Below are 25,437 nucleotides of genomic sequence, written 5' to 3' on the forward strand. Positions count from 1 at the left end.
TTTATCTGTCACGGTTTAACTGTTTACAACTTCTTCAAAGTCGAGCTGAGTTAACTGTTTGATGCGTTTAAATAAATACATTAAAGCGCCGGCCATGACGATCGTCGCCGGCAGGGCGATAACCGGAAAGCTCAGGGCGGTCATCTTGCCCAGCTCTTCGTTAAAGGCGACGGTGCCCGGGTCACTTACCAGTAGCCATTTGGCCAGCGCGTAATTGAGAAAAGACGATAAAAAGAACGACAGCGCTACCAAATAAGAGGCGTTGCGCAGAGCTTGGTTAAAGTGTGCGGTGTTTTGCTGTTGCTCAAGCCGCTCGGCGATTAAGTCCACTTTAAGCACTTTGTCGTTGTACAAAAACGTTTTTACCAGAGGGAAGCGGGTTTTCATCGAGAGCAGGGTAGCAAGACCAATTAGGCCCGGAATGGCGGCCTCTTTGATGGCAATATACTGCGGATCGAGCTCTAACAGGCTGATTCCACCGGTCAGTAAGATACTGATCGCCCCCAGTGCCGAAAACACGTTAAACTCACGTCTTACCAGAAAATCCCGTAAACCGTAGGCCAGCGGAAAAGCTAAAGCCACCACCAGCGCCCAGCGGGTGCCTAAATATTCGTCGCCACTGAGCTTGGTTAAAATCAGCGTTGGGATCACGATGTTGAGCAGGATATTGCCCAGCAGGCTTTCGCGCTTTTTAGGGGCCGGTTTGGTCAGCTCGCTATTGCCCGGAGCCACAGGGGTAGTTTGAGAGCGGCTTTGCTCACCATTTGATGGAGCTGAATCATTCATACGAAAGGTGTCCGCCTTACCAATTAATGTTGTACGCCATCGAGGTACGCTTTGGCTGCAATGCTCCGTTGCAGGAGCTGGCCGGGCAGTGCACGATGGCGTATTAGAAAAACTGCGATTATACGGTATTCAACCCGCTTAATGTTATTCGAGGTTCGGCTTGAAGATTGATTTGCATATGCACAGTACTTGCTCCGACGGGGAGTTAACCCCCGAGGCGCTGGTGATGCGGGCCAAAGAGGCGGGCCTCGATGTTATCGCGCTGACCGACCACGACACTGTCGAGGGGTTGGCCCGGGCCCGCTCTGCCGCCGAGCGTGAAGGTATGACACTTATCAATGGCATCGAGTTCTCTAGCCGCTGGGGTAAAATTGGTGTGCACGTGGTGGGATTGGGCCTGGATACGGCTAATGAGGCCTTAAAAGAGGCGGTTGCCGCCCAGCAAGCGGCGCGCGTCGAGCGCAATTTAACCATTGCTGCCCGGCTGGAGAAGCTCGGTGCTCGCAATATTTATCAGCGAGCCGTGGATCTTGCCGGAGGCACCCAAATTGGTCGCCCGCATTTTGCTCAGCTGTTGGTGGATGATGGCTTGGTGAAATCGGTGGCGAGTGCGTTTAAAAAGTATCTGGGGGCGGGAAAAGTTGGCGATATTCGGCAGCAGTGGCCGCCGTTGCCCGAGATTATTGCTGTGATCCGCGCCGCCGGCGGCGTGGCGGTACTTGCGCATCCGGCAAAGTATCGCTTAACCCGCACTAAATTAAGGGCTTTAATTACCGATTTTGCCGAGGCCGGTGGCGGAGCGCTGGAGGTGATTAGCGGCTATCAGCCCAGTGGGCTTGCCCGCGACTTGGCGGGAATGGCTAATGAGGCTGGCCTTGCCAGCTCCTGTGGCAGTGATTTTCATCGCCCCGGCGGTATCTGGCAAGAGTTGGGGAGGTTTGAGGCTATGCCCACGAACGCGCGCCCGGTATGGTCTTTGTGGCCCGAACTGGCCGCAGTGGGCGACCATAAATAGGCGATCATCGTTGAAGGTGTTTGTATCTCGCTTACGTGAAAATTATAATGGCGATTCATCGGGCCGCGAGGCCCCATAGCTGGCAACAAAGGAAGGCTCAGTGGCACAGTTTTTTCAGATACACCCCGAAACGCCCCAGGCGCGTTTAATCTCGCAGGCGGTTGATATTATCCGGCGCGGCGGCATTGTCGCGTACCCCACTGACTCCGCCTACGCGCTCGGTTGCCACATCGGCGATAAAATGGCGCTCGATCGCATCCGTTTGATGCGCAAGCTCGATAAGCACCATAATTTCACCCTGATGTGCCGCGATCTGTCTGAGATTGCGACCTACGCCCGTGTGGATAATCAAGTGTTCCGCTTGCTAAAAGCTCATACGCCGGGCCCCTATACCTTTATTTTGGAGGGTACCTCGGAGGTGCCGCGCCGGTTGCGCCACCCCAAGCGTAAAACCATCGGGTTGCGCGTACCCGACAACCCCATTGCGCTGGCGCTGCTGGAAGAGCTTAACGAGCCTCTGATGAGCAGTACCTTGCTGTTGCCCGGCGATGAGTATCCGCTAACCGACCCCTACGACATTCGCGATCTGCTTGAGCATCAGGTCGAGCTGATTATCGACGGCGGTTACTGCGGCCTGGAGCCCACTACCGTGGTCGACTTAACCGAGGGCGTGCCAGAGCTTATTCGGCAAGGTAAGGGCGATTTTTCTGTCCTGCTGGCCGATTGAGCACCCTGATGGCGCTGTTCCCGAGCTTGGTTCCTCTTTATAATGCGGCAAACATTGCTGCATGGCCGCTTGCCATTAGCGTCATCGATGACCGGACACAGGGGAGGCTTGTGTGAATAACCAAAACCTAGACCCTGAGATAGCCGCCGATAACGCCGGTGAGCTGGCCGAGCTGGAACTTCCCGCGGCGCCGGCGGAAACCAAAGCAGCACCCAGCCAGGGCGAAATGCCGTTTGCGATGGTGCAGGGCAAAGCCTATACCGAGCTGCCCAAAGATCTGTACATTCCGCCGGATGCTCTCGAGGTGTTTCTTGAGGCCTTCGAGGGGCCGCTTGACCTGCTTTTGTATTTAATTCGCAAGCAAAATCTGGATATTCTCGATATCGATGTGTCTGAGATTACCTCTCAGTACATGTCTTACGTAGAGTTGATGGACGCCGCCCATTTTGAGCTGGCCGCCGAGTATTTGGTGATGGCCGCGATGCTGGCCGAGATCAAATCACGCATGTTACTGCCGCGCAGCGTCGAGGAAGAAGAGGAGGGTGAAGACCCGCGCGCCTCGCTGATTCGCCGCTTGCAAGAGTACGAGCGCTTTAAAATGGCGGCCGAGGACATAGACGAGCTGCCGCGTGTGGGGCGCGACGTGTTTGCCGCCAGCGCCGAGCCGCCGGATCGCAACCTGACGCGCCCGGACCCGGACGTAGAGCTGCAAGAATTGCTATTGGCTTTATCTGAGGTGTTGCGCCGCGCCGATATGTTCGAAAGTCACCACGTCGAAAAAGAGCGGCTCTCCACCCGCGAGCGTATGGCTCAAGTGCTGGATAAGCTCGCCGGGCGCAACTTTATGCCCTTTGTGAGCCTGTTTACCGTCGAGGAGGGGCGGCTGGGTGTGGTGGTCACCTTTTTGGCCATTATGGAGCTGATCAAAGAATCTTTGGTAGAGATCGTCCAGAGCGACAACTTTGGCCCGATCCACGTTAAGGCAAGAACACAATAATGATAGCGAACGAGCAACTGCAAGCGATCGTAGAGGGCGCCTTAATGGCTTCCAGCGAGCCGCTCTCCGTCAAGCGTTTGATGAACCTGTTTGAAGAGGACAACACGCCAGATAGCGCGGCCTTTGATGCGGCGCTGAGTGCGATAGCCGACTCCTGTGAAGGCCGCGGCTTCGAGCTCAAGCAAGTGGCCAGTGGTTGGCGGATACAGGTGCGCGAGGAATTAGCCCCCTGGATCAATCGCCTGTGGGAAGAAAAACCGCAAAAATACTCCCGCGCACTGCTTGAGACTTTGGCTCTGATCGCTTACCGCCAGCCAATTACTCGCGGTGATATCGAAGAAATACGCGGCGTTGCCGTTAGCTCGCACATTATTAAAACCCTGGTTGAGCGCGACTGGGTAAAGGTGGTGGGGCAGCGGGATGTGCCAGGGCGGCCTTCGCTGTATGCCACCACCCGGGATTTTCTCGATTACTTTAACTTAAAAAGCTTAGATGAGCTGCCCACCTTAAGTGAGATACGCGATCTGGACGAACTGAACGCCGAGCTCGATTTAGGCGCCGCTCTGGCAGCCACCACCGGTGGTGATGATGCCGAGCCCACATCGGGCGCCGACGAGACTGTGTCAGAGGGCGGTGATCATCCGCAAGCGGCGAGCGACGAAGCCGATAACCTCACCGGGGCGGTGGTGTATGAGTCGGATGCCTATGAGCAAGATGACGCCGAGTCACACACTGGCGTCTGGCCGGATGATGAAACTGAGCCGGTTCACGAGACTGAGACTGAAGCATCCGAACCGCACGAATCGAGCGTAGGGGAGACCCCTCACACGTCTGCGGCGGAGGCTGCCGGCACCGATGATAGCGACGGTGATGACGTGGCGGAACTTATTGACAATCAAGAGTGCGACCGCCAGGACTAACCCGGCGGCGCCCACCCAGCGAATTATTTATGGCAAAACGAACACCAGATCAAGCCCCTCCTGAGGCGGACAAAACGGCCGAGGCAGTAGCGCCGGCGACGGATGAAAAGCTGCAAAAAGTCCTCGCGCGCGCCGGTTGTGGTTCGCGGCGGGAGATGGAGCGCGCTATCTCGGCAGGTGAGGTCAGTGTCAATGATCGCGTTGCCACTTTAGGCGATCGCGTCACCGAAAGCGATAAAATCACGTTGCGGGGCAAGCCGGTATCCGCGCAAAAAGATACCTCTAAACGGCGTGTTATTTTGTATAACAAGCCCGAGGGTGAAATTTGCTCCCGCCACGACCCCGAAGGCCGGCGTACCGTTTATCAGGCGCTGCCTAAAATCTCTGGCGAGCGCTGGATCTCGGTGGGGCGGCTGGACTTCAACACCAGCGGGTTGCTGCTTTTTACCAACGACGGTGATTTGGCCAATAAGCTGATGCACCCGTCGTCGGTTATCGACCGTGAGTATCTGGTGCGCATCCAGGGTGACGTCGACGACGATATGCGCAAACGCTTACTGGATGGCGTTATGCTGGACGACGGTGTTGCCCGCTTTACCGATATCGTCGACGGCGCCGGCGAATCCCGTAACCGCTGGTTTTATTGCGTGGTAATGGAGGGGCGCAACCGTGAAGTTCGACGCCTGTGGGAGAGCCAGGGAGTACGTGTAAGCCGCCTCAAGCGGGTGCGTTACGGTAATATTTTTATTCCTTCTCACGTGCGCGTGGGCCAGTGGCTTGAACTCGACTACCGCGAGATCGCCGATCTTTGTCAAACGGCCGGGCTCGAGGTGGAGCGGGTTGCCAAGCCTAAGACGAGCCGCGAGGCGACGACTCAACGCGAGCGGCACGAGCGCAAGCTGCGCGCCGGCAAAGGGCGCAAGCCACCACGCCTGAAAAAAGGCCCGCGTCGCTAATAGGCTAACGTTAGAGGCGCTGCTGTGTGTCGCTGTGCACCAAGCGCGCCAGCTCTGGCACCGGTGGTTCACAGCTGCTGCGGTTGCGGCCAGATTTTTTGGCGCGGTAAAGCGCTCGGTCGGCGCGGTCAATCAGTGCGCCGGCTGTCTCTTTGGCGTCAAGACAGGCGCTGATTCCCAAGCTGATGGTGGGCCGAATGATCGCCTCGTCGTGGGTGATGTGCAGCGCCTCGACGGCGCTCCTTAAGCGCTCGGCGGTAATGAGCGCGCCCGCCGCTCCTGTCCCGCTCAGCAACAGGGCAAACTCCTCTCCGCCGTAGCGAAACGTCATATCGGTGCCGCGGCTTACGTGATCGATGGTATCGGCAACAACGCGAATAACCTTGTCGCCGCGGCGGTGGCCGTGCTGGTCATTAATCTGCTTAAAATGATCAATGTCGATCAAAATCAAGGCAAAAGGCTCGCCTTTACGCATCAATAATTGCCGCTCGCGCTCTAGCGCATTATCGAGTGCTGTACGGTTACCCACCCGGGTGAGTGGGTCGATAAGCGCTAGCTGCAGTGCCTCTTGATACTGTTGCGCATTGCGCAGCGGAAAGGCAAGTGATGCCAGTAACGTCTCAAGGGTTTGCTGCTCCGACTCGCTAAAACGCTGGCGGCGGTAAAAGGTGAGCTCGCCTAAGCGGTGGTCGGCCAGGCGCATGGTGTAGTGGCACTGATGGGTCGCCTGCCTGCCCAGTTGCAGGGGCTGCTCACTGCCGGCGGTACTGGCGCAATAGCGTAAGCCGTTAAAGCCAATCAGCGGCTGGGCGTGCTCAAAAAACAGTCGAATAATGGTGTTGCTATCCAGCGAGGTTTGCAATGCGTGAGCGAGCTTAGTGCGCAACTGCAGCAGCTCGGTGGCTGCCGGGCTGCTGGCCAGCGCTGCTACACCGCTTGTGGATGACAAATCTCGCATAATAGTGCGCCCAATTCACGCTCGGGCGACAGGCCCGGCTTACCAATGTATTCGTTGGCTTGGGTTGTTGCGATTTTTGTGCCAAATTAATGGGCTGTTAAACTTCTTGTTATATAACAAAGAGTTGCGTGCTTTCTTGGGCTGCCGGCAACACCCGGCGTGTCATGTTTTTGTCGGTTTTTGGCCGCGGTGGCGGAAGCGTGTTGCCGCCAGTCAAAGTGTTGTCGCGAGGGTTTTATGCCTCGCGGGTGTTGCCATTGGCCTCATAGGGGAGGCAGATAGTCACGCACAGTCCGCCCTCGGGACGGTTCTCGGCCACGATGTGGCCGCCGTGTAAGGCGGTGGTGCGCTGCGCTATGGCCAGCCCCAGGCCGTAGCCACCGCTCTCACGGTCGCGCGCTTGGTCGGTGCGATAAAAGGGCTGAAATATATCGCTCAGTTGATCGGCCGGAACACCGGGGCCGGTATCTTTTATCTGTATTTGATATTCCGCGTCGGTCAGGGTGAGCTCGGTAGTAATACTGCCCCCGGCTGGTGTGTAGCGCAGCGCGTTGCGGGTGACGTTATCAAAAACGCCGTACAGCATATTGCCATGGGTAGCCAAAAGCGCCTCTTCGACCGGCAGTTGCAGTAACAGCGCAATATGACTGCGGGCCGCTTCTGGCTGCAAGTTTTCGTCCAGGGCTCTGAGTAGGGCGACCACATCGGTGGTGTCATCAAGCGTCCAGCCGCCGTCGTCCAGCACCGGCAGGGCCAGAATATCGGTAATGACATCATTGAGGTAGTCCGCCGCCTGTTTAATGCGGGCCAGCTCGCGGTCCACTTCACCGGCGCTGCGCTGCTGGGCTAGCGCCAGTGCCACCTGCAGGCGGGCCAGTGGGGTGCGCAGCTCGTGGGATACGTCTTTTATCAGGCGCTTTTGCTCGGCCATGGCCCGCTGTAAGCGCTCGGTCATATGATCGAAATCGTGGGCGAGCGAGGCGATCTCGTCGCGGCGATTGTTAAAGCGCTGGCTGATGCGCACGCTCAAGTCGCCTTTGGCGATGCTGCGAGTGGCTTTTTGTAGGGCAGATAGCCCGTGGGCAAAGTGTCGCGCGAGAAAAAAGCAAGCGGTACCGCTGACCAGAATGGATGCCAGTAGTAGGGGCCAGATGTTGTTGATAAACAGTTGCCAGACAATGTCGCCGGAGGATTTAGCGCCTTGGCCGGACGAAATGGTAAACACTTTTAGGCTTTTGCCGTCGTTTAGTGTGACGTGTCGGCCCCAGGTTTTATGATTGTCGCCCACGACCTTATTAAACGGGTGACTGGGGGAAATCTTGGGAATTAAGTACTGCACGCCTTCGGGCAGTGGGCGCCCGAGCAGGTCTTCGTTGTGGGAGTCGACGATATAAAAGTACTGCCGGCTCCACTCGGGCATGGCGCGCATGTCCGCCAGTACCTGAGCTGAATTGCGGTTGACGATGGAGCCGGCCATCTGAAACAAAAAGCGTTGCGCCGGCTCGTACTCCTGGCCGCCGCGCAGCTGTTGCAGGGTGTTGTCGGGGTTGTCGCCGCGCCAGTGAACAATCACGTTGGTGGTGACAATAATCACCGCGGTGATACACCAGAAGGTGAGGAAGACCCGGAGGTAAAGTCGAGTCATCCGCGTTGCTGGGTTTCACTCGCACGGGTCAGCATATAGCCGGCACCGCGTACGTTGATGATTTGGTCTTTGCCGGCACCGGCGCTGGCAAGCTTTTTACGGATGTTGCTTACGTGCACATCAATGCTGCGATCGTAGGGGGTAAGTTTTCGCCCCAGTGCCTGCTCGGTGAGCTCGTCTTTACTGATCACCTGGCCCGCCTGGCGTACCAGTAGCTCCAGCACGCTGAACTCGGTGCCCGTTAGGGGCAGTAACGTGTCTTGCCAATAAGCGGCGCGGCTGCCGATTTGTAGCAGCAGTTTGTCGACTTCGAGATCGCTGGTTTCGGGCAGTGTTTGCGCGCTGTTTGCGGTGCGTCGCAGTACCGCACGCAAACGGGCGACCAGTTCGCGGGGGTCACAGGGTTTGGGTAAGTAGTCATCGGCGCCAATCTCCAGGCCAATAACCCGGTCGATGGTATCGCCCTTAGCGGTCAGCATAATGACCGGGGTATTTTGCTGCCCCAGATCGGCCTGCTGGCGCAGTTTTTTCAGGACGTCAAAACCACTGTGGCGCGGCAACATAACGTCGAGGATCATGGCGGAGTATTGGTTTTCACCAGCCATTTGCAGCGCCTGGTCACCATCGTAGGCGGCGGTGACCGTAAAACCTTCCGAGCTGAGGTACTCCTGGAGCAGTTCTGAGAGTTCTTTATCGTCGTCAATCAGTAGAATATCTGTCATTGGAACCTCTTACTGGTTATTCTGGCGCGCTGGCCGCCGCAAGTGTGCAACAGTGGGCGGTTGCTGTCATGGGCCCCTCTCACTTATTAACCTTTCTTAACTTCAGGTGCAAGTTTGCGTGCTGCTTGCACCACCTTGAAATAGCTGGGAAAATTCGCGCGCTGTTTTATTCACTTGTTAGTTATAAAGGTACTTCTGTGGCCATTATAGGGCTTTTTTTCGGCAGTGATGAAGGTAATACCGAAGCCGTAGCGCGGCGTATTCAAAAGCGCCTGGGCGCTGACGTTGTGGACGTGCATGATATCGCTGACGTTACCCAGCTAGAGTTTACCCAATATGAGCGGATTATTCTCGGCATTCCCACCTGGGATTTTGGCCAGATTCAGTCCGACTGGGAAGAGTTTTGGGACGATCTGGGTGATATTGATTTTAGCGATAAAACCATTGCGCTGTTCGGTTTGGGAGATCAGTTTGGCTATGGCGATTACTTTCTCGATGCGATGGGTATGATGCACGAGGTAATCGCGCAGCATAACCCGATACGCATTGGCTATTGGCCCACCGATGGGTACGAGTACGACGCCTCCAAAGCCGAGTACGATGGGCAGTTTGTCGGCTTGGCTATCGATGAAGATCAGCAAGAAGATCTAACCGCCGAACGCCTCGATCGCTGGTGCGAGCAAATTCACCGTGAGTTTGGTTTGGATACGCCCCTGACGCCGGGAGATTAACACTGGTTTGCGCCCCTTAGGGCGCTTCCGCCAAAAACACCGCCCGTACCGGAGCGGGGTGTCCCTCAACCGTTAGGGCGGGGTTGTCGGCGTCGAGAAACTTGTCCAGCGAGTGAAAGTGCATCCAGTCGGTGCTGCGTTGCTCGTCCAGTGTTGTCGTGCAAACATCTACCACGCGTGGGTTTTGCAAGCCGCATTTGCGCATCCAGCTGAGCATGGTGGGTACGCTGGGCAAAAACCACACGTTGCGCATCATCGCGTAGCGATCTTCGGGTACCAGCACCTCGCCCTCGCCACCCTCAATAATCAAGGTTTCTAACACCAGCTGCCCACCGGGACGCAAAGTTGCCCTCAGCTCACGCAAGTGGTCCATAGGTGAGCGGCGATGGTAGAACACTCCCATAGAGAAGGTCGTGTCAAAGGCGCCGAGCTCGGTGGGTAAGTGCTCGATACCCAGTGGCAGCACATCAATCGGGTGGTGCTGGCCAAAAAAATGTTTAATGGCCTGAAACTGCACCACAAAACGCGGGGAAGGGTCGATGCCGATCACCCGCTGGGCGCCGTCGCCCAGCATGCGCCAGCCGTGGTAGCCATTGCCACAGCCCACATCCAGCACCAGGCGGTGTTTGAGCGGGGCGATTTTGTCGCGAATACGCTGCCACTTCCAGTCAGAGCGCCACTCGGTGTCAATGTCGATGCCGTGTATCGAATAGGGCCCTTTGCGCCAGGGGATAAGCGCGCGCAAGCCTTCGCGGGCCTCGCTCACGAGGTGAGGGTCGGCCCCGCCGCTGACGGTCACGCTATCGCTTAAGTCAATTGCGCCGGGCTCGATGCGGGGCAGATTGTCTAACGTGGTAAGCCAGCCGGGTAAATCGCCAAAGCGCTTGGTATCGAGGCCACGCTCAATATCCAGCGCCAGGGTGTCGGCCCAGGTATGGAGAGTCTCATGGTTTTTTACATACTCTAACAGCGTCGTAAAAGTCATCATTTAATGGCGATAATGGAGGCAAAGTTAAGGCACTGAAACCAAACGTCGACGCTCGAAAAGCCCGCAGCGCGCAAGCGTTGGCGGTGTACGGTGAGCGATTCGGGCAACAGCACATTCTCGATGGCGGCACGTTTTTGCGCGATCTCCAGATCGCTGTAACCGTTGGCGCGCTTAAAGTTGTGATGCAGTTCGATCATTAGCTCTTGGTGGGGTTGGTCATCAAAGGCGACTTTTTCAGACAAGATCAAGACCCCGCCGGGGTTGAGCCCGCGGCCTATTTTTTTAAGCAGCGCCGGGCGCTCGGCCACGTCGATAAACTGTAAGGTAAAGTTCAGCACGGCTAATGAGCCGTTCTCGATGGCGACATCCTGAATCCGTCCCTCGACAAACTCCACCGGAATCTCGTCCTGCCCGTCGGCGGCAATAACTTGTCTGGCGCGCCGGATCATCGCCGGTGAGTTATCTACCGCGATAATTTTACAGTTGGCATTTTGGATGCGGTGACGCATGGCCAGTGTCGCCGCCCCCAGTGAGCAGCCCAAATCGTAGCAGCGGCTGCCGGCAGTGACATAGCGCTCGGCTAGCGAGCCGATCATATTGACAATGGTGGGGTAGCCAGGCACCGAGCGCTTGATCATATCGGGAAAGACATCGACCACTTGCTGATCAAAACTAAAACTGTCGACCTGCGCTAGCGGGTTGGCGTATAGGGTGTCTTTTGGCTCGGTCATCGGTGCTGCGTCTCGGGCGAAGGCGATAAAGGCGTTTGCATCCCACGGGGGCGCAGGCATTCTAGCTTGCTCAGCGATTTGGCTCAATTGCCAGGGCTTGCGTTGTCACAAATTTGTCACCTGCGGTGCCGATAATGCCGCAATGCAAAATCCGCCAAAATCATTTTCAACGCTCGCAGCTTTGCCCGGCAATTTGTCCCGGGCCGAGGCACTATTGCAAGCGATTATTGTAGATAAACAGATAAGCGTTGTGTTTCAGCCGGTCATCAATATTAATAGTCACAGTATTATTGGCTATGAGGCCCTGGCCCGCGGCCCACAAGGCACTGAGTTGGAGCGGCCGGATCAGCTGTTTAGCGTGGCCGCCGAGTTAGGTGTGCTGGCGCGTTTAGAGTATGCCTGTCGCGAGGTGGCCTGCCAAAGTTTTGTACAGCAGCAGTTGCCGGGTAAGTTGTTTTTAAATATGTCGCCGCTGTCGTTTACCGATAGCCATTACCGCGATGGTGTGACATTGGCGATTTTACAGCGCCTGAACTTAAGCCCTGAGCGGGTTGTGTTTGAACTTACCGAAAAACAACCCATGGATGATTGCGATTTGCTGCGCGATGCCTGTGAGCACTTTCAGCGCCAGGGTTTTGCCGTGGCGATTGACGATTTAGGGGCGGGTTACGCCGGGTTGCGAATTTGGAGTGAGATCAACCCCGACTATGTCAAAATTGACCGACATTTTATCAGCGGGGTAGAGCGCAGTGCGGTAAAGCGCGAGTTTGTCCGGTTTATGCTGGATATTGCCCAGCGAATTGGCAATAAAGTGATTGCCGAGGGCATCGAAACTGAGCAGGAATTTACCACTCTGGCGGCACTGGGTGTGGAGTATATGCAGGGCTACTATCTGGCCCGGCCGGCTCGCAAGCCGCCGCTCGAGGTGCCAGTACACATTACCACGGCACCCACCGCGCCGCGCTGGCACGATCCGTTTCGGCAGACGCTGCGCGAGGTGACCGTATATGAAGCCGCAATAAGCCCCGGTTTATCGGCGGCCGAGGTGGTAAATATGCTGCGCTCTGATGTGCGTATCAGTTGTTTGCCGGTGGTGAGTGACAGTGGCGCACCGGTGGGTATGATCAGTCGCGCCGAGTTGCTCAACACCTTCTCTTGGCGCTATTCCTACGAGCTGCACGCCAATAAGCCCATCGCTGAGTTTATTAGTCCGCGCACGCTAACGATGGAGATTGATGCCGAGTTACATGCCGCCGGGCGGCTGGTTACGGAAGATCCGGCGCAAAATTTGAGTGTGGATATTTTGGTGCAAGAGCAGGGGCGCTATGTCGGGGTGGTTAAGGTACGCCGCTTGCTGCGCAGCATTGCCGATGAAAAGTTACGTGCCGCGCGGCACTCCAATCCGCTTTCGGGGTTGCCGGGCAATGTGCCTCTGTACGAGTGGATTGACCGGTTGCTGGATCAGCGCGCTGATTTTGCCGTGGCTTACTGTGATATTAATCACTTTAAGCCTTTTAACGACGCTTTTGGTTACAGTTGTGGCGATGATGTGATCATTATGTTGGGCCAGCTGCTGTGCGATGTAGTAGACCCGGACTGTGATTTTGTCGGTCATGTGGGGGGCGATGATTTTGTCGTGGTGCTGCAAAGCGCCGATTGGCGCGAGCGCTGTCAGCGGTTGCTTGACGGTTTTGCGCGAGAGGTTGCGCAGCGGCTTTCGGCGGCTCAGCGAGATTACTGGACGCCCGATCGCGAGGGCCGCCGACGCCGGTATGGCCCGCTGACGTTGGCCATTGGTTGCGTCCTGCCGGACTCGACGCAAAACATGACACATCATCATGTCGCGGTGATGTTGGCTGATGCCAAACACCGGGCCAAAGAGCTGGGAGGATCGCAGTTGTTTGTGTCTCGTCGCCGGGTTCCGGTTACTTTGATGGGAAGTGACACGGCTTGAAAACTTTTTGTCTGTGTAGCATTATCAAACCCCGTTGATAAGCAGGCAAAAGGATCTATGAATGCTGAAAATCCGCTTTAAAAATAAAAAATACAGTGCGGTATGGCTTGTAGAGCCCAGCGTAGTGATCGGACGTGATAAGTCGAGCCAGTTGGTTGTCAGTGCCCCTAACGTTGCCGATCATCATCTAAAAATCAATGTTAATCACGAGCAGTTAGAGCTGGTTAATCTGGTGCCTGAGAGCGAGGTCCTGCTTAATGGCGCGCCAGTTAAGGCGCCGCGCCCGTTAAAGGCACGCGATACCATACTGTTGGCGGGTATCGAACTTGAAGTGATCGACCCCAAGGCCGATCCGATAGCGGCGCCCGAAGTGGCTACCGTTAAAACCGGCACCACTAACCCCCGAGTCCCTAAATCGACCGGTTGGGCGCTAAAGGCGAATCATTCGGCGCTGAAGAGCCGGGTGTTTCCACTGCGTCAGGCCAATACCGTGGGCCGCTCCAGTGAGTGTGATATATCGCTGGCGGCGGCTCATCTGTCCCGTCGGCACGCCGAGCTTAATATCGTCGATGGTGTCTTGTACGTGAAGGACTTAGGCTCTGCCAACGGCACCTTTGTCAACGGGCGCCAGGTGAGCGAGGCGCGGGTGAAGCGCGGCGATGAGCTGCGCTTTGACACCTTAAGCTTTGGCGTGATTGGTCCGGCCGATGATATGTCTCAAACCACGGTGCGGCAACCGGGCAAACCACCGCTTAACAGTGCCAAAAGCAAACCGCGCACCGCACGCCCGGCGCCAGCAGCCTCCCCCCGGCAGGCGCGCAGCGAATCCCCCGCGGTAGAAACTAAACCGCGTTATGGGGCGGCGGGCCTGTTGGTGCTGGCGGTACTGACGGCAATTGTGGTGGCGGCCTTATACCTAACCCGGGGTTAAGTTTAACGAGCGTTGTATTGTCTGTCCGGTGTATCGAAACGTCATGACCGAATCGATTATTTTATTTACCACCGCTGGTTGTCATCTGTGTGATGAGGCCAGCGCACTGCTGTCGCAATACCCTAGCGTACGGGTGAATAAGGTGGATATCGCTATCGATGATGCCTTGATTGAGCGCTACGGTGTGCTTATTCCGGTGTTGCGCGCCGCTGATGGGCGCGAGCTCAATTGGCCCTTTGATGCCGGGCAGCTACAACGCTGGCTGGCCGATGAAGACAGTTAAGCCGGTTAACTGATCTCGGACTGTAGCGTCAGCATCGTTTCATCGACCCACGCCAGAGTTTGTAAGTACAGCGATGTTAAGGTGTGTGGGTCGAGTTGTTGCCCGGCTAAAAACGCCCAGTCTATGTCTTGCCACTGACCGTGTTCATAGTGCATAACCACTTTAAGAACTTGCCCTTCACTACCGGTGAGCTCGAGCAGGGCGTTGCGCAGCGCGGGGCTTAACTGAATATCCTCAAGAACCTTGGGCAGTGGAGCGTCCATAAATGCCCCCAGAGTTGAGAGCAGACCGGCGGTAAAAAAAGTATCGCATTGCGTGTGAGGCCGGGTTTGGCTGGCGATTAATTCGCACAGCTTAGCCCGTGTCAGTGCTTTTACCGACAACTCGGCCGGCTTGTCTCCGAGCTTTGCCATCGCCAGCAGGCCAATCCAGTTACGGATGATTTTCAGGCCAAGTAACGTCAAAGCCTGACGCAGTGACTCAATAGTACGTGGCAACGCAAAGGCGGCGGAGTTAACCAACCTTAATAATTTGTAACTCAGTACCGGGTCGCGGGCAATAATAGTTTCGATGTCTTCGAAGGCCGCATTGGGGTCGTTGAGCCTGGCAAGTAATTGCAATACGGCTTGTTTGCTTTCGTTTAGTCTTTGGCCTTTTAGTACCTGAGGTTTTTCTAAAAAATAACCCTGAAACATGTCGCACCCCAGCTTGCGGCAGTGTTCGAGCATTTCAAAGGTTTCGATTTTTTCGGCGATTAACTGCACGCCCAGAGGCTTTAAGTACTTAATGTGTGCGGTTAGCTGGCTATCACTGAGGGCTAATACATCAAGCTTGACGATATCCGCGTAGGGAATCAACGCGGCGCTTTCTTTGGTTAACACAAAGTCATCGAGTGCTATGGCAAACCCGTCTTCGCGTAATCTTTTTAATTGATGCAGTAAGTTGGCGTTAATGGCCTCGCTTTCTAACACCTCAATAACAAGCTGAGAGGTATCAAAGGGAAAGCGGGTTTCCATCAGTGCGGCGGTAAAATTAATAAAGGCGCGGTGGTTGCCCACCACCTTTTCGATGGACAGTTCGGCAAAGGTGTTGAGTAAAACTTGAGTGCTGGCCGAATTCCCGTCGGTGAATTGCGCTCGGTTTCCATGGTCGGCGCGATACAGTAGCTCATAGGCGACAACCTCCATGGTGCGATTGAAAATAGGTTGCCGTGCCAGCAGCGGAAATTCTTGGGGCATTAATACGACCGTATAGTCCGTGGTGCCTTGTTTTAGCGTTTAGCTGTGCCACTCCATTGTGGCCTTGCTGCGCAGCGATTGCGAGTCGCGAACGAGGGACCTCCGGAGCGACTCATTGAGCTCGTTATCGTTTTTCACTCGCCATCGCAGAGTGCTCGGCCAAGTAATTCTCTACAAACTCTATTGTAAGGTAAATTGAAGTTCTTTGGCATATAAAATTGTATTCACCACTGAGACGCCCGGCGCTAGAGCGCCGGTAGGAGCAGCCACTATAGTGAACTGCGCGCTTCGCTTGGGGTAATAAACGGCTTTTCTTCACCGAGGCGATAGCCGTAAATTACGGAGTACGACAGCACATTTTGCACGTAGCCGCGAGTTTCGCGGTAGGGGATGGTTTCGATCCACACATCGTAGGGCAGGCTGGTACTTTTGCTTTTACTTAGCCACTGCTTAACACGATTGGGGCCGGCATTGTAGGCGGCGGCGGCCAAAATGCGGTTGCCGTCAAATTGAGTCAGCAGTTGGTTGAGGTAGCGCCCGCCCAGAGCGATATTGGTGGCCGGCTCTAACAGATCGTAGGTTGAGAAGCTCATGCCCGAGCGGTGCGCCGTTTGTTTCGCAGTGGAGGGCAACAGTTGCATTAAGCCCAGTGCCCCGGCCGATGAGCGGGCATCGGCGGTAAACGCACTTTCTTGGCGGGCGATGGCAAATAGCAAGTGCGGCGCCACCGATAAATCTTTAGCCGTGGTGTTGACGTGCTCTTGGTAGGCGAGCGGAAAGCGCAGCTCCAGATCGTCCCAATAGCGCACCTGAATCATGGCCTGGATGCCGTTGCGGTGCCAGCCCCAGCTCTCGGCGAGCTTGCCGGCGGCGATGATTTGTGTCTCGTCCAGCTGCTTGGTGGTGTGATACCACTCGCGGCGGGCATCCAGAGCCTTACCTAGAATAAAGAGTTCGCGGGCGCGCTGTACGCCTCCAAGAGTCGCGACCTGATCCCGTGTTACCGAGTTTACGGTGACCGGCTTATCGACCAGCTCATAGGGTATGTTTAGATGGTCGGCCGACAAAAAACCGTAAAAACTGCGGGTTTGCGCCACCAGTTGATAAAGCGCCTTAATTTGTTCGGCGCTGCCGCCGGTGTGTTCCAGGGCGCGAGCCTGCCAATAGCGCCAGCGCTCGGAGGCGCGCGCCTCGGTTGGCAGCATGGCGATCCACTTATTGACCCGGTGCCAATCCAAATTGCGCAGCGCATCGCGTACCAACCACTCCGTTAAATCCTCTGAGCTCAGCGCGGGCGTCGCTTTAATCAGGGCTTCGGTTTCGCTGGTGTGCCCTTGGCGCAAAAGGCGAACGGCAATGTAGCGCTGTGTCTCCAGGCGGGCTTTGTCGGCAAACAGCTGTTGCGCGTCGTAGCGCTGCCACAGTTTGTGGGCAAGCTCAGCGTCGCGCAGCGAGAGGCGCTGCAGGCCGTGCAAAATGATCTGCTGCATATCGGCGCTTTGCTCGCCAAAGCGTGACATATCACTTAATACTCGCGGGTTGCTGTCTACTTCATCGTAGAGCTCGGCGAGCTTTTTCTTTTCGGGTGACATCTTCTTGGCGGCGTAACGTGCCAGCGAGCGCTGGCGCGAGTCCATCGCTTTTACAAATCGCTGCCATGCGATGGCGTCGGTCATGCCGCCACGATCCATCCAATTAGCAAACAACGGATCACAGGCCTTGGGTTGTGAGTGGCCCACGGACCATAGCTCTGGCACCTCTTTATAGGCGCTTTGGTCGCCTTCGATGATTCGGCCGCGAAGGTAGTAACAGGTAAGCTCGGTAGTGGCGTTGTCGGCCCGGTATTGCGTTACCACATCGGCCCATTTACCTTGCTGGGCTAACTTTTCGACCCAGCGGCGATTGAGTTTATCGGCCAGATACGAGCGCGGGTAATCGCGCTCGAACTCGGCGATGTCCTCGGCGGGTAAGGTGGAAAAGCGGCGATTAATGTAGTTGTACTCGAGGTAGGGCTTAAGCGGGTAGTGCTCAAGCTCGGCGAGTAGCTCGCGGTACTCGGTATAGCGGCCACTGCGGATTGCCTGTTGCGCGTCATTGTAGAGTTTGCGCTGTTCGGTTTTGTCGGCAATTGACGGTGGCGCCGCAATACTGGTGGGTGCGGCGTGCGCCTGTGTCAAGGCGATCAAAAGCCCCAGAGCAGTTGCTCCGGCCAGACGTCCGGCTCTGCGTGCGCCGGTGTAGGGAGTCATTGCAGATCGCAAAAACCGCATTGCGGTACCTCTTAAAATTAAATCGCTGCGATTGATACCGTCCTGTGGCAGGGGTTGTGACAACATCCGTTGCCGGGCGGCGCTGGCGTCAACGTCATCTGCGTCGCCTAAGATCCCCCAACAAGGCTTACGATTGGTGTTCGATCGTTTATTATTGTGTTGTTTTTGCCGACAGAAGCCTGTCTGTCGGTAGTATTTACAGGTATCATGCTGCCACTTTTTTGATCTCGAATGCAACTATTTCTGTCCTTATTCCCTACGTTAATTGCTTTTCGTAAGAGTTTGTTTTTTTAGCTATAAGTTGCAATGAGCGACACGCACACAATACACAGGTAATGGAACCTATATGGCACTGTTAACAGTAGATGGCGCCCAGTTGAATTACGGCTTACAGATTCTGCTTGATAAAGTCGATTTTGTCGTCGAGCGAGGCCAGCGCTGGTGTCTTATTGGGCGCAACGGCGCCGGTAAGTCCAGCTTACTTAAAGTACTGGCAGGAGACGTCACCCTAGATGGGGGCAGTGTCACGGTCGATCGCGGGGTGCGGGTAGCACGCCTCGCGCAGGATCTGCCCGAAGCCGATGGCCGCAGTGTGTTTGATGTGGTCGCTGAAGGCTTGCCGGGAGTGGGGCAGTTGTTGGCGCGCTACTATCAGTTAACTGAGGGGGCCGGGCAGCTTGCCGAGGGCGCCGATACGGTCGCCTCAGAGGCTTGGGTTGAAGAGTTAACGCGCATTCAGGGTAAATTAGAGGCGCTGGACGGTTGGGCGCTGCAGCAAAAGGTCGATGCAATTTTAACCCGTCTGGAGCTTACCGGCAGCGCCCCTATGGCATCCTTGTCGGGTGGTTGGCGCCGCCGGGTGGCGCTAGCGCAGGCGCTGGTGGTAGAGCCCGATATCCTGTTGATGGACGAGCCGACCAACCATTTGGATATCGCCGCAATTGAATGGCTTGAAAAAGAGCTTAAGGCGTTTACCGGTGCGCTGATTTTTATCACGCACGACCGCGCTCTGTTGCGCTCGGTAGCCACGCATATTGCCGAGCTCGACCGTGGTCATCTGCGTACCTGGTCGGGTAATTATCAAAGCTATCTGGAGTACCGCGAGCGCGCGCTGGCCGAAGAGGCGCGTCACAACGAGCTGTTTGATAAAAAACTGGCGCAAGAGGAAGTGTGGATACGTCAGGGTATTAAAGCCCGTCGCACCCGCAACGAGGGCCGCGTGCGCGCCCTAAAAGATATGCGTGAAGAGCGTCGTGCGCGCCGTGAACAGCAAGGTAACGCTACTTTCGACCTGGGTAAGGCAGGGTTATCGGGCAAGCTGGTGGCAGAGCTCGATAATGTCAGCTTCCGCTATGGCGAGCGCACAATTATTGACTCGTTTTCCACGCGAATCATTCGCGGTGATCGTATCGGCTTAGTGGGCCCCAATGGTGCGGGTAAAAGTACCCTGCTCAAGTTGGTATTGGGGGAGTTAAACCCCGATAGCGGTAAAGTGAAGCTCGGCACCAATTTAAGTGTGGCTTACTTCGATCAGTTGCGCGACCAGCTCGATCTGGATAAAAGCGCCGTCGATAACGTCTCTGAAGGGCGCGATAGCATTGAGATTAATGGTAAATCGAAACACGTTATCTCCTATTTAAGCGACTTTTTGTTTTCCGGCGAGCGCGCCCGAACGCCGGTGCGGGCTCTGTCGGGCGGCGAGCGCAATCGGGTGCTATTGGCTAAGCTGTTCAGTAAAAGTGCCAATATTTTGGTGCTTGATGAACCGACCAACGATCTCGACGTGGAGACGCTGGAGCTGCTGGAAGAGGTGCTAGGGCAGTTTAATGGCACCGTGCTGCTGGTTAGCCACGACCGGGCATTTTTGAACAATCTGGTCAGCAGTGTATTCGCCTTTGAAGGGCAAGGTCAGGTGCGTGAGTATATTGGCGGCTACGATGACTGGCTGCGTCAGGGCGGGCGTTGGGTCGAGCCGGGTGCCGCGGCTGGCGGGGCTCCGGCGCCACAGCAAACAGCGACAAAACCCGCTGGGTCAACGCCAGAGCCAAGTGCACCTGCGGCCAAAGCCAAAAAGCTATCGTATAAGTTACAGCGCGAGTTTGACGCACTGCCGCAAAAGATAGAAAAACTCGAAGCTGAGATCGAGCGGTTACAACTGCAAATGGCAGAGCCTGACTTTTATAGTTTGCCCGCCGATCAGGTCGACGAGCACTTAAAGCAGGTGGCCGAGGTACAGCAGCAGTTGGATGACTGTTTTGAGCGCTGGGCTGAGCTTGAAGATCTGGGGGGCTAACCCCCGCGTTCATCTGCATGCTGGAGCGCGGGGTGAGCTAAGCTAAGCGGTGTTATTCCTCCTGACGCTCGACCCGAATTGCCAGTACATCGCAGCTGGCGCCGTGTAATACGCTGTTGGAGGTAGAGCCCAACAGCAGTGCAAAGCCTTTGCGGCCGTGGCTACCCACGGCGATTAAATCGGCGCTTATTTGCTTGGCCAGGTGGTGCAGCTCGGTGGCGGGCTGCCCGACCAATACGTGCTCTTGCTCAATAGGGCAGTCGGCATTTTTAATCAACCGCAGTAGCTCTTGCTCGGCTTTGATTTGCAGTTGATCCTGAACCTCGGATAAATCAATCGGCATGTCGCCGCCGTAGGCAAACGTTAATGGCTCAATAACGTGGGCGACGGACAGCCTGGCGCCGCAGGCCTGGGCCAAAATCGCGGCTTTGTGCAAGATGTCCGGGCACTCTGGGGTTAAATCCAGGCCCACCAGTATATGTTGATATGAAGTCATACAGGCTCCTTGCGGCTGCGCTTGCGTCTGATCCCCTAAGCATGGATGATTTCCCCAAATTTCGCCAGTGAGTAATTCTATGAGCGCTACCGTGATCATATTGATCGTACTTGTGGCTGCCATGGTGGTCGGACCGGTGGCCATGATGCAGCCAAACCGCGGCCAGCGGCGGCGTGAACGGCTGCGTCAATATGCCCGCGAAGTCGGTATATCGGTGCGATTGTTGCCGCCGCCGCGGCTGCCAACCGATACCGCAGCACCCTCTGCGATGCCGGTTTACTCGCTTATTGCCGATACTCTGCAACCGGCTTGGTCACTGATGCGTGCGCCCTATGCGCACGAGAGCCATGTGCAGGGCTGGTGGCAGTTTCTTGGGCCCAAGCCGACCGAGGCGCGGCGCCAACAAATTGAAGCGGTGCTGGATGAGCTACCAGAGGGCGTGGTCGGGCTGCGCTCTGGTGCGCGACAACTGGATATTTTTTGGCGAGAAAACGGCGACGAACAAGATATTGATCAACTTCTTGTGTGTTTGCAAAAGCTCGCCGCTTAGGCGCGGGCACAGAGGTGGTTGTCCCGTGTCTTTGTGTTGTGCAGCGCTGGCAACCCGGGCGAAAAAGGTGCCGCTGGCTTTAAGCGAAAGAAAATTTCATTTTTTTCGATTTATTTTATGCGGTATTTAAAGGACGCTTAGTCGGCACTGCCGCCGGGCGTTAAGAGTTTGAAAAATATCTCGTAAAAACAAATGCTTGCGCCTGTAGGTGGGCCTGCTCTGCAATGTGTCTGCGAACTTGAAATTGACACTTAGAACCTATATTAACTACGCCCAGTGGTGGACGGTCGAGTCGATCCGCGCTTGACCGACGTGCGTACAGGACTTATATATGCCCACCTTGATGGCGTCGTTTGCACTTAATCTTGCACTGATAAAGTGCGCCTGCGCCCCGTACTCCAACACTGTCACTGGGCTGGATTACACACAGTTGCCGATGTAACAAAAGGAAAGAAGAGCGCTTATGGGTAAATCGTTGGTTATTGTAGAGTCACCTGCAAAAGCGAAGACCATTAATAAATATCTGGGTCGCGACTATATTGTGAAGTCCAGTGTTGGTCATATCCGCGATTTGCCTACCAGTGGCAGTGGCAAAAAAGTTGACCCTAAAGAGCGCGCTAAGCAGGCTGCAATCACCCGGAAGATGTCGCCCGAGCAAAAGGCGCGGCATAAGGCCGAGAAAAGCCAGCAACAGTTAATCAGCCGTATGGGAATCGACCCGACTCACGATTGGGCGGCTCATTACGAAATATTGCCCGGTAAAGAAAAGGTTGTGGCCGAGCTAAAACAACTGGCTGCCGATGCCGACACTATCTATCTCGCGACGGATTTGGATCGCGAGGGAGAGGCCATTGCCTGGCATTTACGCGAAGCGATTGGTGGCGACGACGAGCGCTACCGCCGTGTGGTGTTTAACGAGATTACCAAAACCGCGATTCAAAACGCGTTTGAAAAACCCGGCCCGATTGATATTGATCGGGTCAACGCTCAGCAGGCGCGCCGGTTTCTCGACCGGGTGGTGGGCTATATGGTGTCGCCGCTGTTGTGGGCCAAAATCGCCCGCGGTTTGTCCGCCGGGCGAGTACAATCGGTAGCGGTTAAGCTGGTGGTCGAGCGCGAGCGTGAAATTCGCGCCTTTGTACCCGAGGAGTACTGGAACCTATTTGCCGATTTAGTGGCAAAAGGCGGAGATCAGATCCGCTTTGAGGTTAAAAAGCAGGCGGGCAAAGCGTTTAAGCCAAACAACGAAGCGGATGCGATGGCCGCTGTTGCCAAGCTTAAAGATGCCAGCTTTGCCGTTGCCCAGCGCGAAGACAAGCCGACCCAATCGAAGCCTTCGGCGCCGTTTATTACCTCGACGCTGCAGCAAGCGGCCAGTACCCGGCTGGGTTTTGGCGTTAAAAAGACCATGATGCTGGCGCAGCGTTTGTACGAAGCGGGCTACATCACCTACATGCGTACCGACTCGACCAATCTGAGCAAAGAGGCGGTAGAGTCCTGTCGCGACTATGTGCAGGAAACCTACGGTGAGCGTTATTTGCCATCGAGCCCCAATAGCTACTCCAGTAAAGAGGGGGCACAAGAGGCGCACGAGGCGATACGTCCCTCCAGCGTTTCGGTGCTTACCGCTCACTTAAAAGGTATGGAGCGCGACGCCGAGCGCTTGTACACGTTAATTTGGTCGCAGTTTGTGGCCTGTCAGATGAGTAACGCCGAGTACACCAGCACCTCTATTACGGTTGAGGCCGGCGACTTTGAGTTGCGCACCCGCGGGCGAGTGATTCGTTTTGATGGTTTTACCCGGGTCATGCCGCAGATCAGCAAAAAAGACGAAGACGTGGTACTGCCGGAAGTCAGTGTGGGCGATCAGTTACCGTTAGAGAAGCTCGATCCGTCACAACACTTCACCAAGCCGCCGGCGCGTTTCTCCGAGGCGAGCTTAGTTAAGGAGCTTGAAAAGCAGGGTATTGGCCGCCCTTCGACCTATGCCTCGATTATCTCAACCATTCAGGATCGCGGCTATGTACGCCTGGAGAATCGTCGCTTTTACGCCGAAAAAATGGGCGATATTGTTACCGAGCGCTTGAGCGAAAGCTTCTCGGATTTAATGAGTTACAGCTTTACGGCCAACATGGAGCAGTCGCTGGATGTGGTCGCCGAAGGCGGTAAAAACTGGCGTGTGTTGCTCGATGAATTCTACGCGGACTTTATCGGTCAGTTGCAAAAGGCGCAGGGTGAAGAGTCGGGTGGTATGCGCCACAATGATCCGACCAACACCGATATTGAGTGTGAAAAGTGCGGTCGCCCAATGCAGATTCGCACCGGCTCCACCGGGGTGTTTTTGGGTTGCTCAGGTTACGGCTTGCCTCCCAAAGAGCGCTGCAAGCACACCATGAATCTGGTCTCGGGGGACGAGGCGGTCGATGTCGAGGCCGATGAAGAAGCCGAATCACGACAGTTACGCTCTAAGCGCCGCTGCAAAATTTGTAACACGGCCATGGATAATTATCTGCTGGACGAAAAGCGCAAACTGCACATTTGTGGCAACAATCCTGACTGTCCGGGCTATGAGGTGGAGCTGGGCACCTTTAAGCTCAAAGGCTATGAAGGCCCCACGCTGGAGTGCGACAAATGCGGCAGCGAGATGCAGCTAAAAACAGGCCGCTTTGGCAAGTATTTTGGTTGCACCAACGAGGACTGTAAAAACACCCGCAAGCTGCTTAAAAGCGGTGAGGCGGCACCGCCGAAGATGGACCCGGTGCCTATGCCGGAGCTTGCCTGCGAAAAAGTTGATGACACTTATGTGTTGCGCGATGGCGCGTCCGGGCTGTTTTTGGCCGCCAGTGGCTTCCCTAAAAACCGCGAGACACGCGCGCCTTTGGTCGCAGAGATCCTGCCCCATAAAAAAGAGATCGACCCGAAGTATACGTTTTTGTTCTCGGCGCCCGTGGCTGACCCGGATGGCGTGCCCACCGTAATTCGTTTTTCGCGCAAAACCAAAGAGCAGTATGTGCAATCGGAGGTTGACGGTAAGGCGAGCGGCTGGAAGGCGTTTTATCAGGGTGGCAAATGGGTGCCAAATAAGTAAGTTGCAGCGCTAGGAGAAGGGCAATGGCATCGTTAGCTGCGCAGGTAAATCGCCGAATCGCCAGTGCGCGCGTTATTTTGGCGGAGCTGGCTGGGGCAGAGCGGACTCCGTTCGCCCGGCAGGCTCTATTGGAGGCGGCACTGTTCCACCTTTACTGTGGCTATAATCATTATCTTCGCGAACTGTGTGCTTATTACGGGGTTAAGTCTGTTGCGTCCATCAAGAGTGCGTCGGACGCGGCTCTGGCGCTTAAACGTCTGGATAAGCAGCCCGCCGAAATGAGTGAAATTAGCGAGCTGGCAGCTCGCCCGGACTCTTGGCTGAGCCAGTTGGCGGCGGGCTATCAGGCCTGCTGGGCTTCAGACTCCGGGGCGGATGCCGCCGCTGACAACTTGATTCAGGTCCACCATCTGGATGATCAGGTGCTGGAAGCGCTTGATGAGTCACTACTGGTACAGTGGCTGGCTCAGATGCAAGCGCTGGTTGAGAGGCACCGACAGTCGACGACCGAGTATTAACGCTTTAAACGGGCTTTTAGGGCTTGTCAGGCGCCGCTCAGAGTGTGTCTGGCCGTTATGGCGTGCCCTGCGCGTTTAATGCGCAGACCAAAAGTGTTAAGATAGCGGCTGAACATAGGGTTTAGAGCCCACGTTGATCACTTAAGTACCTGCGCCGTAGCTCAGGTGGAGACTCCATGTCAGCCTCTTTGTATGAAATTGTCGAGCTATCCAATGGCGATGTTGTACTGCAGCGCGCCGATGAGAACGGTGAGCCTCTGGTTAGCATTCGTTTCTCAGCTGAGTCTTTATCGTTTATGCGTGACGGTAAATTTGACGTCGCCAAAGCCATGATCGAGGCGGGAATGGAGGTAGCCGGAGATTTGGCCGATATGCCGCCCGAAGATTGGTCCGAGGAGGGCGAGTCAGAGCTTTACGATAAGCGCACCTTGCACTAAAGCAGTCTCTGCTACGTTAGCCACATACTCTCGAATGCCACCTGACCTCAGTTTGACCTGATCTTATCGCTGTACCCTCGTCAGGAGCGACACTTTTCGCTTTGCTCTCAAACGGTATCGATGACAGCCGTATTAGGCATGAGCTTTCTGCCCGTAAGAGTTGTCGCCTCCGTTTCTTCTCGATATTTTACCACCTCTCTTAG

At 55.7% G+C, this 25,437-nt stretch carries 23 protein-coding genes; 14 read left to right on the top strand and 9 right to left on the bottom strand.

The window, feature by feature from the left end; all coding sequences use genetic code 11:
• Positions 1-15 precede the first annotated feature (15 nt).
• Entirely contained in the window at positions 16-786 is a 771-nt protein-coding gene (locus AAC019_RS09915; protein ID WP_339898648.1) for a VC0807 family protein, read from the bottom strand.
• A 178-nt stretch (positions 787-964) separates the two neighbouring features.
• Between AAC019_RS09915 and AAC019_RS09920 the strand changes: the two genes are divergently transcribed.
• The 5 genes from AAC019_RS09920 to rluB all read left to right on the top strand — a co-directional run bounded on the left by AAC019_RS09920 (position 965) and on the right by rluB (position 5,401).
• Positions 965-1,801: a PHP domain-containing protein gene (locus AAC019_RS09920; protein ID WP_339898649.1), complete on the top strand. Its 837-nt coding sequence runs from the start codon at positions 965-967 to the stop codon at positions 1,799-1,801.
• A gap of 100 nt (positions 1,802-1,901) precedes the next feature.
• Complete coding sequence (locus tag AAC019_RS09925) at positions 1,902-2,528, top strand: L-threonylcarbamoyladenylate synthase (RefSeq protein ID WP_339898650.1); 627 nt, start codon at positions 1,902-1,904, stop codon at positions 2,526-2,528.
• Positions 2,529-2,691: 163 nt separating this feature from the next.
• Entirely contained in the window at positions 2,692-3,525 is an 834-nt protein-coding gene (locus AAC019_RS09930) for a ScpA family protein (RefSeq protein WP_339898694.1), read from the top strand.
• Complete coding sequence (gene scpB / locus AAC019_RS09935) at positions 3,525-4,445, top strand: SMC-Scp complex subunit ScpB (RefSeq protein WP_339898651.1); 921 nt, start codon at positions 3,525-3,527, stop codon at positions 4,443-4,445. Before AAC019_RS09930 ends, scpB begins: the two co-directional genes overlap by 1 nt.
• A gap of 29 nt (positions 4,446-4,474) precedes the next feature.
• Positions 4,475-5,401, top strand: a complete 927-nt coding sequence (gene rluB, locus AAC019_RS09940; protein WP_339898652.1) for a 23S rRNA pseudouridine(2605) synthase RluB — start codon at positions 4,475-4,477, stop codon at positions 5,399-5,401.
• 10 nt (positions 5,402-5,411) lie between these two features.
• Here rluB and AAC019_RS09945 read toward each other — a convergent pair whose 3' ends face one another.
• From AAC019_RS09945 to AAC019_RS09955, 3 genes are all read right to left on the bottom strand, one after another.
• Positions 5,412-6,359, bottom strand: a complete 948-nt coding sequence (locus AAC019_RS09945; RefSeq protein WP_339898653.1) for a GGDEF domain-containing protein — start codon at positions 6,357-6,359, stop codon at positions 5,412-5,414.
• Between the two features lie 235 nt (positions 6,360-6,594).
• A complete protein-coding gene (locus AAC019_RS09950) occupies positions 6,595-8,004 on the bottom strand; it encodes an ATP-binding protein (protein ID WP_339898654.1) in 1,410 nt (469 codons plus the stop codon).
• Positions 8,001-8,726: a response regulator transcription factor gene (locus AAC019_RS09955; RefSeq protein WP_339898656.1), complete on the bottom strand. Its 726-nt coding sequence runs from the start codon at positions 8,724-8,726 to the stop codon at positions 8,001-8,003. Before AAC019_RS09955 ends, AAC019_RS09950 begins: the two co-directional genes overlap by 4 nt.
• Positions 8,727-8,923: 197 nt before the next feature.
• Between AAC019_RS09955 and AAC019_RS09960 the strand changes: the two genes are divergently transcribed.
• The gene (locus AAC019_RS09960) at positions 8,924-9,457 is read left to right on the top strand and encodes a flavodoxin (protein ID WP_339898658.1); all 534 of its coding nucleotides are present in this window, start codon (positions 8,924-8,926) and stop codon (positions 9,455-9,457) included.
• 16 nt (positions 9,458-9,473) lie between these two features.
• Here AAC019_RS09960 and cmoB read toward each other — a convergent pair whose 3' ends face one another.
• On the bottom strand, positions 9,474-10,442 hold the full coding sequence (gene cmoB / locus AAC019_RS09965) for a tRNA 5-methoxyuridine(34)/uridine 5-oxyacetic acid(34) synthase CmoB (protein ID WP_339898695.1): 969 nt from the start codon (positions 10,440-10,442) through the stop codon (positions 9,474-9,476).
• The gene (gene cmoA / locus AAC019_RS09970) at positions 10,442-11,176 is read right to left on the bottom strand and encodes a carboxy-S-adenosyl-L-methionine synthase CmoA (protein WP_339898696.1); all 735 of its coding nucleotides are present in this window, start codon (positions 11,174-11,176) and stop codon (positions 10,442-10,444) included. The genes cmoB and cmoA overlap by 1 nt, the downstream gene beginning before the upstream one ends.
• Positions 11,177-11,390: 214 nt before the next feature.
• Between cmoA and AAC019_RS09975 the strand changes: the two genes are divergently transcribed.
• The 3 genes from AAC019_RS09975 (at position 11,391) to AAC019_RS09985 (ending at position 14,344) form a co-directional block, all read left to right on the top strand.
• Complete coding sequence (locus AAC019_RS09975; protein ID WP_339898659.1) at positions 11,391-13,130, top strand: EAL domain-containing protein; 1,740 nt, start codon at positions 11,391-11,393, stop codon at positions 13,128-13,130.
• Between the two features lie 61 nt (positions 13,131-13,191).
• On the top strand, positions 13,192-14,061 hold the full coding sequence (locus AAC019_RS09980; protein ID WP_339898660.1) for an FHA domain-containing protein: 870 nt from the start codon (positions 13,192-13,194) through the stop codon (positions 14,059-14,061).
• Positions 14,062-14,104: 43 nt separating this feature from the next.
• Positions 14,105-14,344, top strand: a complete 240-nt coding sequence (locus tag AAC019_RS09985; RefSeq protein ID WP_339898661.1) for a glutaredoxin family protein — start codon at positions 14,105-14,107, stop codon at positions 14,342-14,344.
• 5 nt (positions 14,345-14,349) lie between these two features.
• Here the strand turns inward: AAC019_RS09985 and AAC019_RS09990 are convergent, their stop codons facing one another.
• Both AAC019_RS09990 and AAC019_RS09995 read right to left on the bottom strand, forming a co-directional pair.
• On the bottom strand, positions 14,350-15,582 hold the full coding sequence (locus AAC019_RS09990) for an HDOD domain-containing protein (protein ID WP_339898662.1): 1,233 nt from the start codon (positions 15,580-15,582) through the stop codon (positions 14,350-14,352).
• A 269-nt stretch (positions 15,583-15,851) separates the two neighbouring features.
• A complete protein-coding gene (locus tag AAC019_RS09995) occupies positions 15,852-17,852 on the bottom strand; it encodes a transglycosylase SLT domain-containing protein (protein WP_339898663.1) in 2,001 nt (666 codons plus the stop codon).
• A gap of 346 nt (positions 17,853-18,198) precedes the next feature.
• On the opposite strand from AAC019_RS09995, the gene AAC019_RS10000 reads away from it, so the two are divergent.
• Positions 18,199-20,145, top strand: coding sequence for an ATP-binding cassette domain-containing protein (locus AAC019_RS10000; protein ID WP_339898664.1), 1,947 nt, complete (start codon positions 18,199-18,201; stop codon positions 20,143-20,145).
• Between the two features lie 52 nt (positions 20,146-20,197).
• Here the strand turns inward: AAC019_RS10000 and AAC019_RS10005 are convergent, their stop codons facing one another.
• Positions 20,198-20,641, bottom strand: coding sequence for a universal stress protein (locus tag AAC019_RS10005; protein WP_339898665.1), 444 nt, complete (start codon positions 20,639-20,641; stop codon positions 20,198-20,200).
• Positions 20,642-20,732: 91 nt separating this feature from the next.
• On the opposite strand from AAC019_RS10005, the gene AAC019_RS10010 reads away from it, so the two are divergent.
• The 4 genes from AAC019_RS10010 to AAC019_RS10025 all read left to right on the top strand — a co-directional run bounded on the left by AAC019_RS10010 (position 20,733) and on the right by AAC019_RS10025 (position 25,234).
• Entirely contained in the window at positions 20,733-21,191 is a 459-nt protein-coding gene (locus AAC019_RS10010; RefSeq protein WP_339898666.1) for a hypothetical protein, read from the top strand.
• 463 nt (positions 21,192-21,654) lie between these two features.
• Positions 21,655-24,279, top strand: coding sequence for a type I DNA topoisomerase (gene topA, locus AAC019_RS10015; protein ID WP_339898667.1), 2,625 nt, complete (start codon positions 21,655-21,657; stop codon positions 24,277-24,279).
• Positions 24,280-24,302: 23 nt separating this feature from the next.
• The gene (locus AAC019_RS10020; protein WP_339898669.1) at positions 24,303-24,797 is read left to right on the top strand and encodes a DUF6586 family protein; all 495 of its coding nucleotides are present in this window, start codon (positions 24,303-24,305) and stop codon (positions 24,795-24,797) included.
• A gap of 176 nt (positions 24,798-24,973) precedes the next feature.
• Positions 24,974-25,234 carry a hypothetical protein gene (locus AAC019_RS10025; protein ID WP_339898670.1) on the top strand — a complete coding sequence of 87 codons (261 nt, stop codon included), beginning with the start codon at positions 24,974-24,976 and terminating at the stop codon, positions 25,232-25,234.
• Positions 25,235-25,437 lie beyond the last annotated feature (203 nt).

This window comes from uncultured Gilvimarinus sp. (genome assembly GCF_963975215.1).
GTDB lineage: Bacteria > Pseudomonadota > Gammaproteobacteria > Pseudomonadales > Cellvibrionaceae > Gilvimarinus.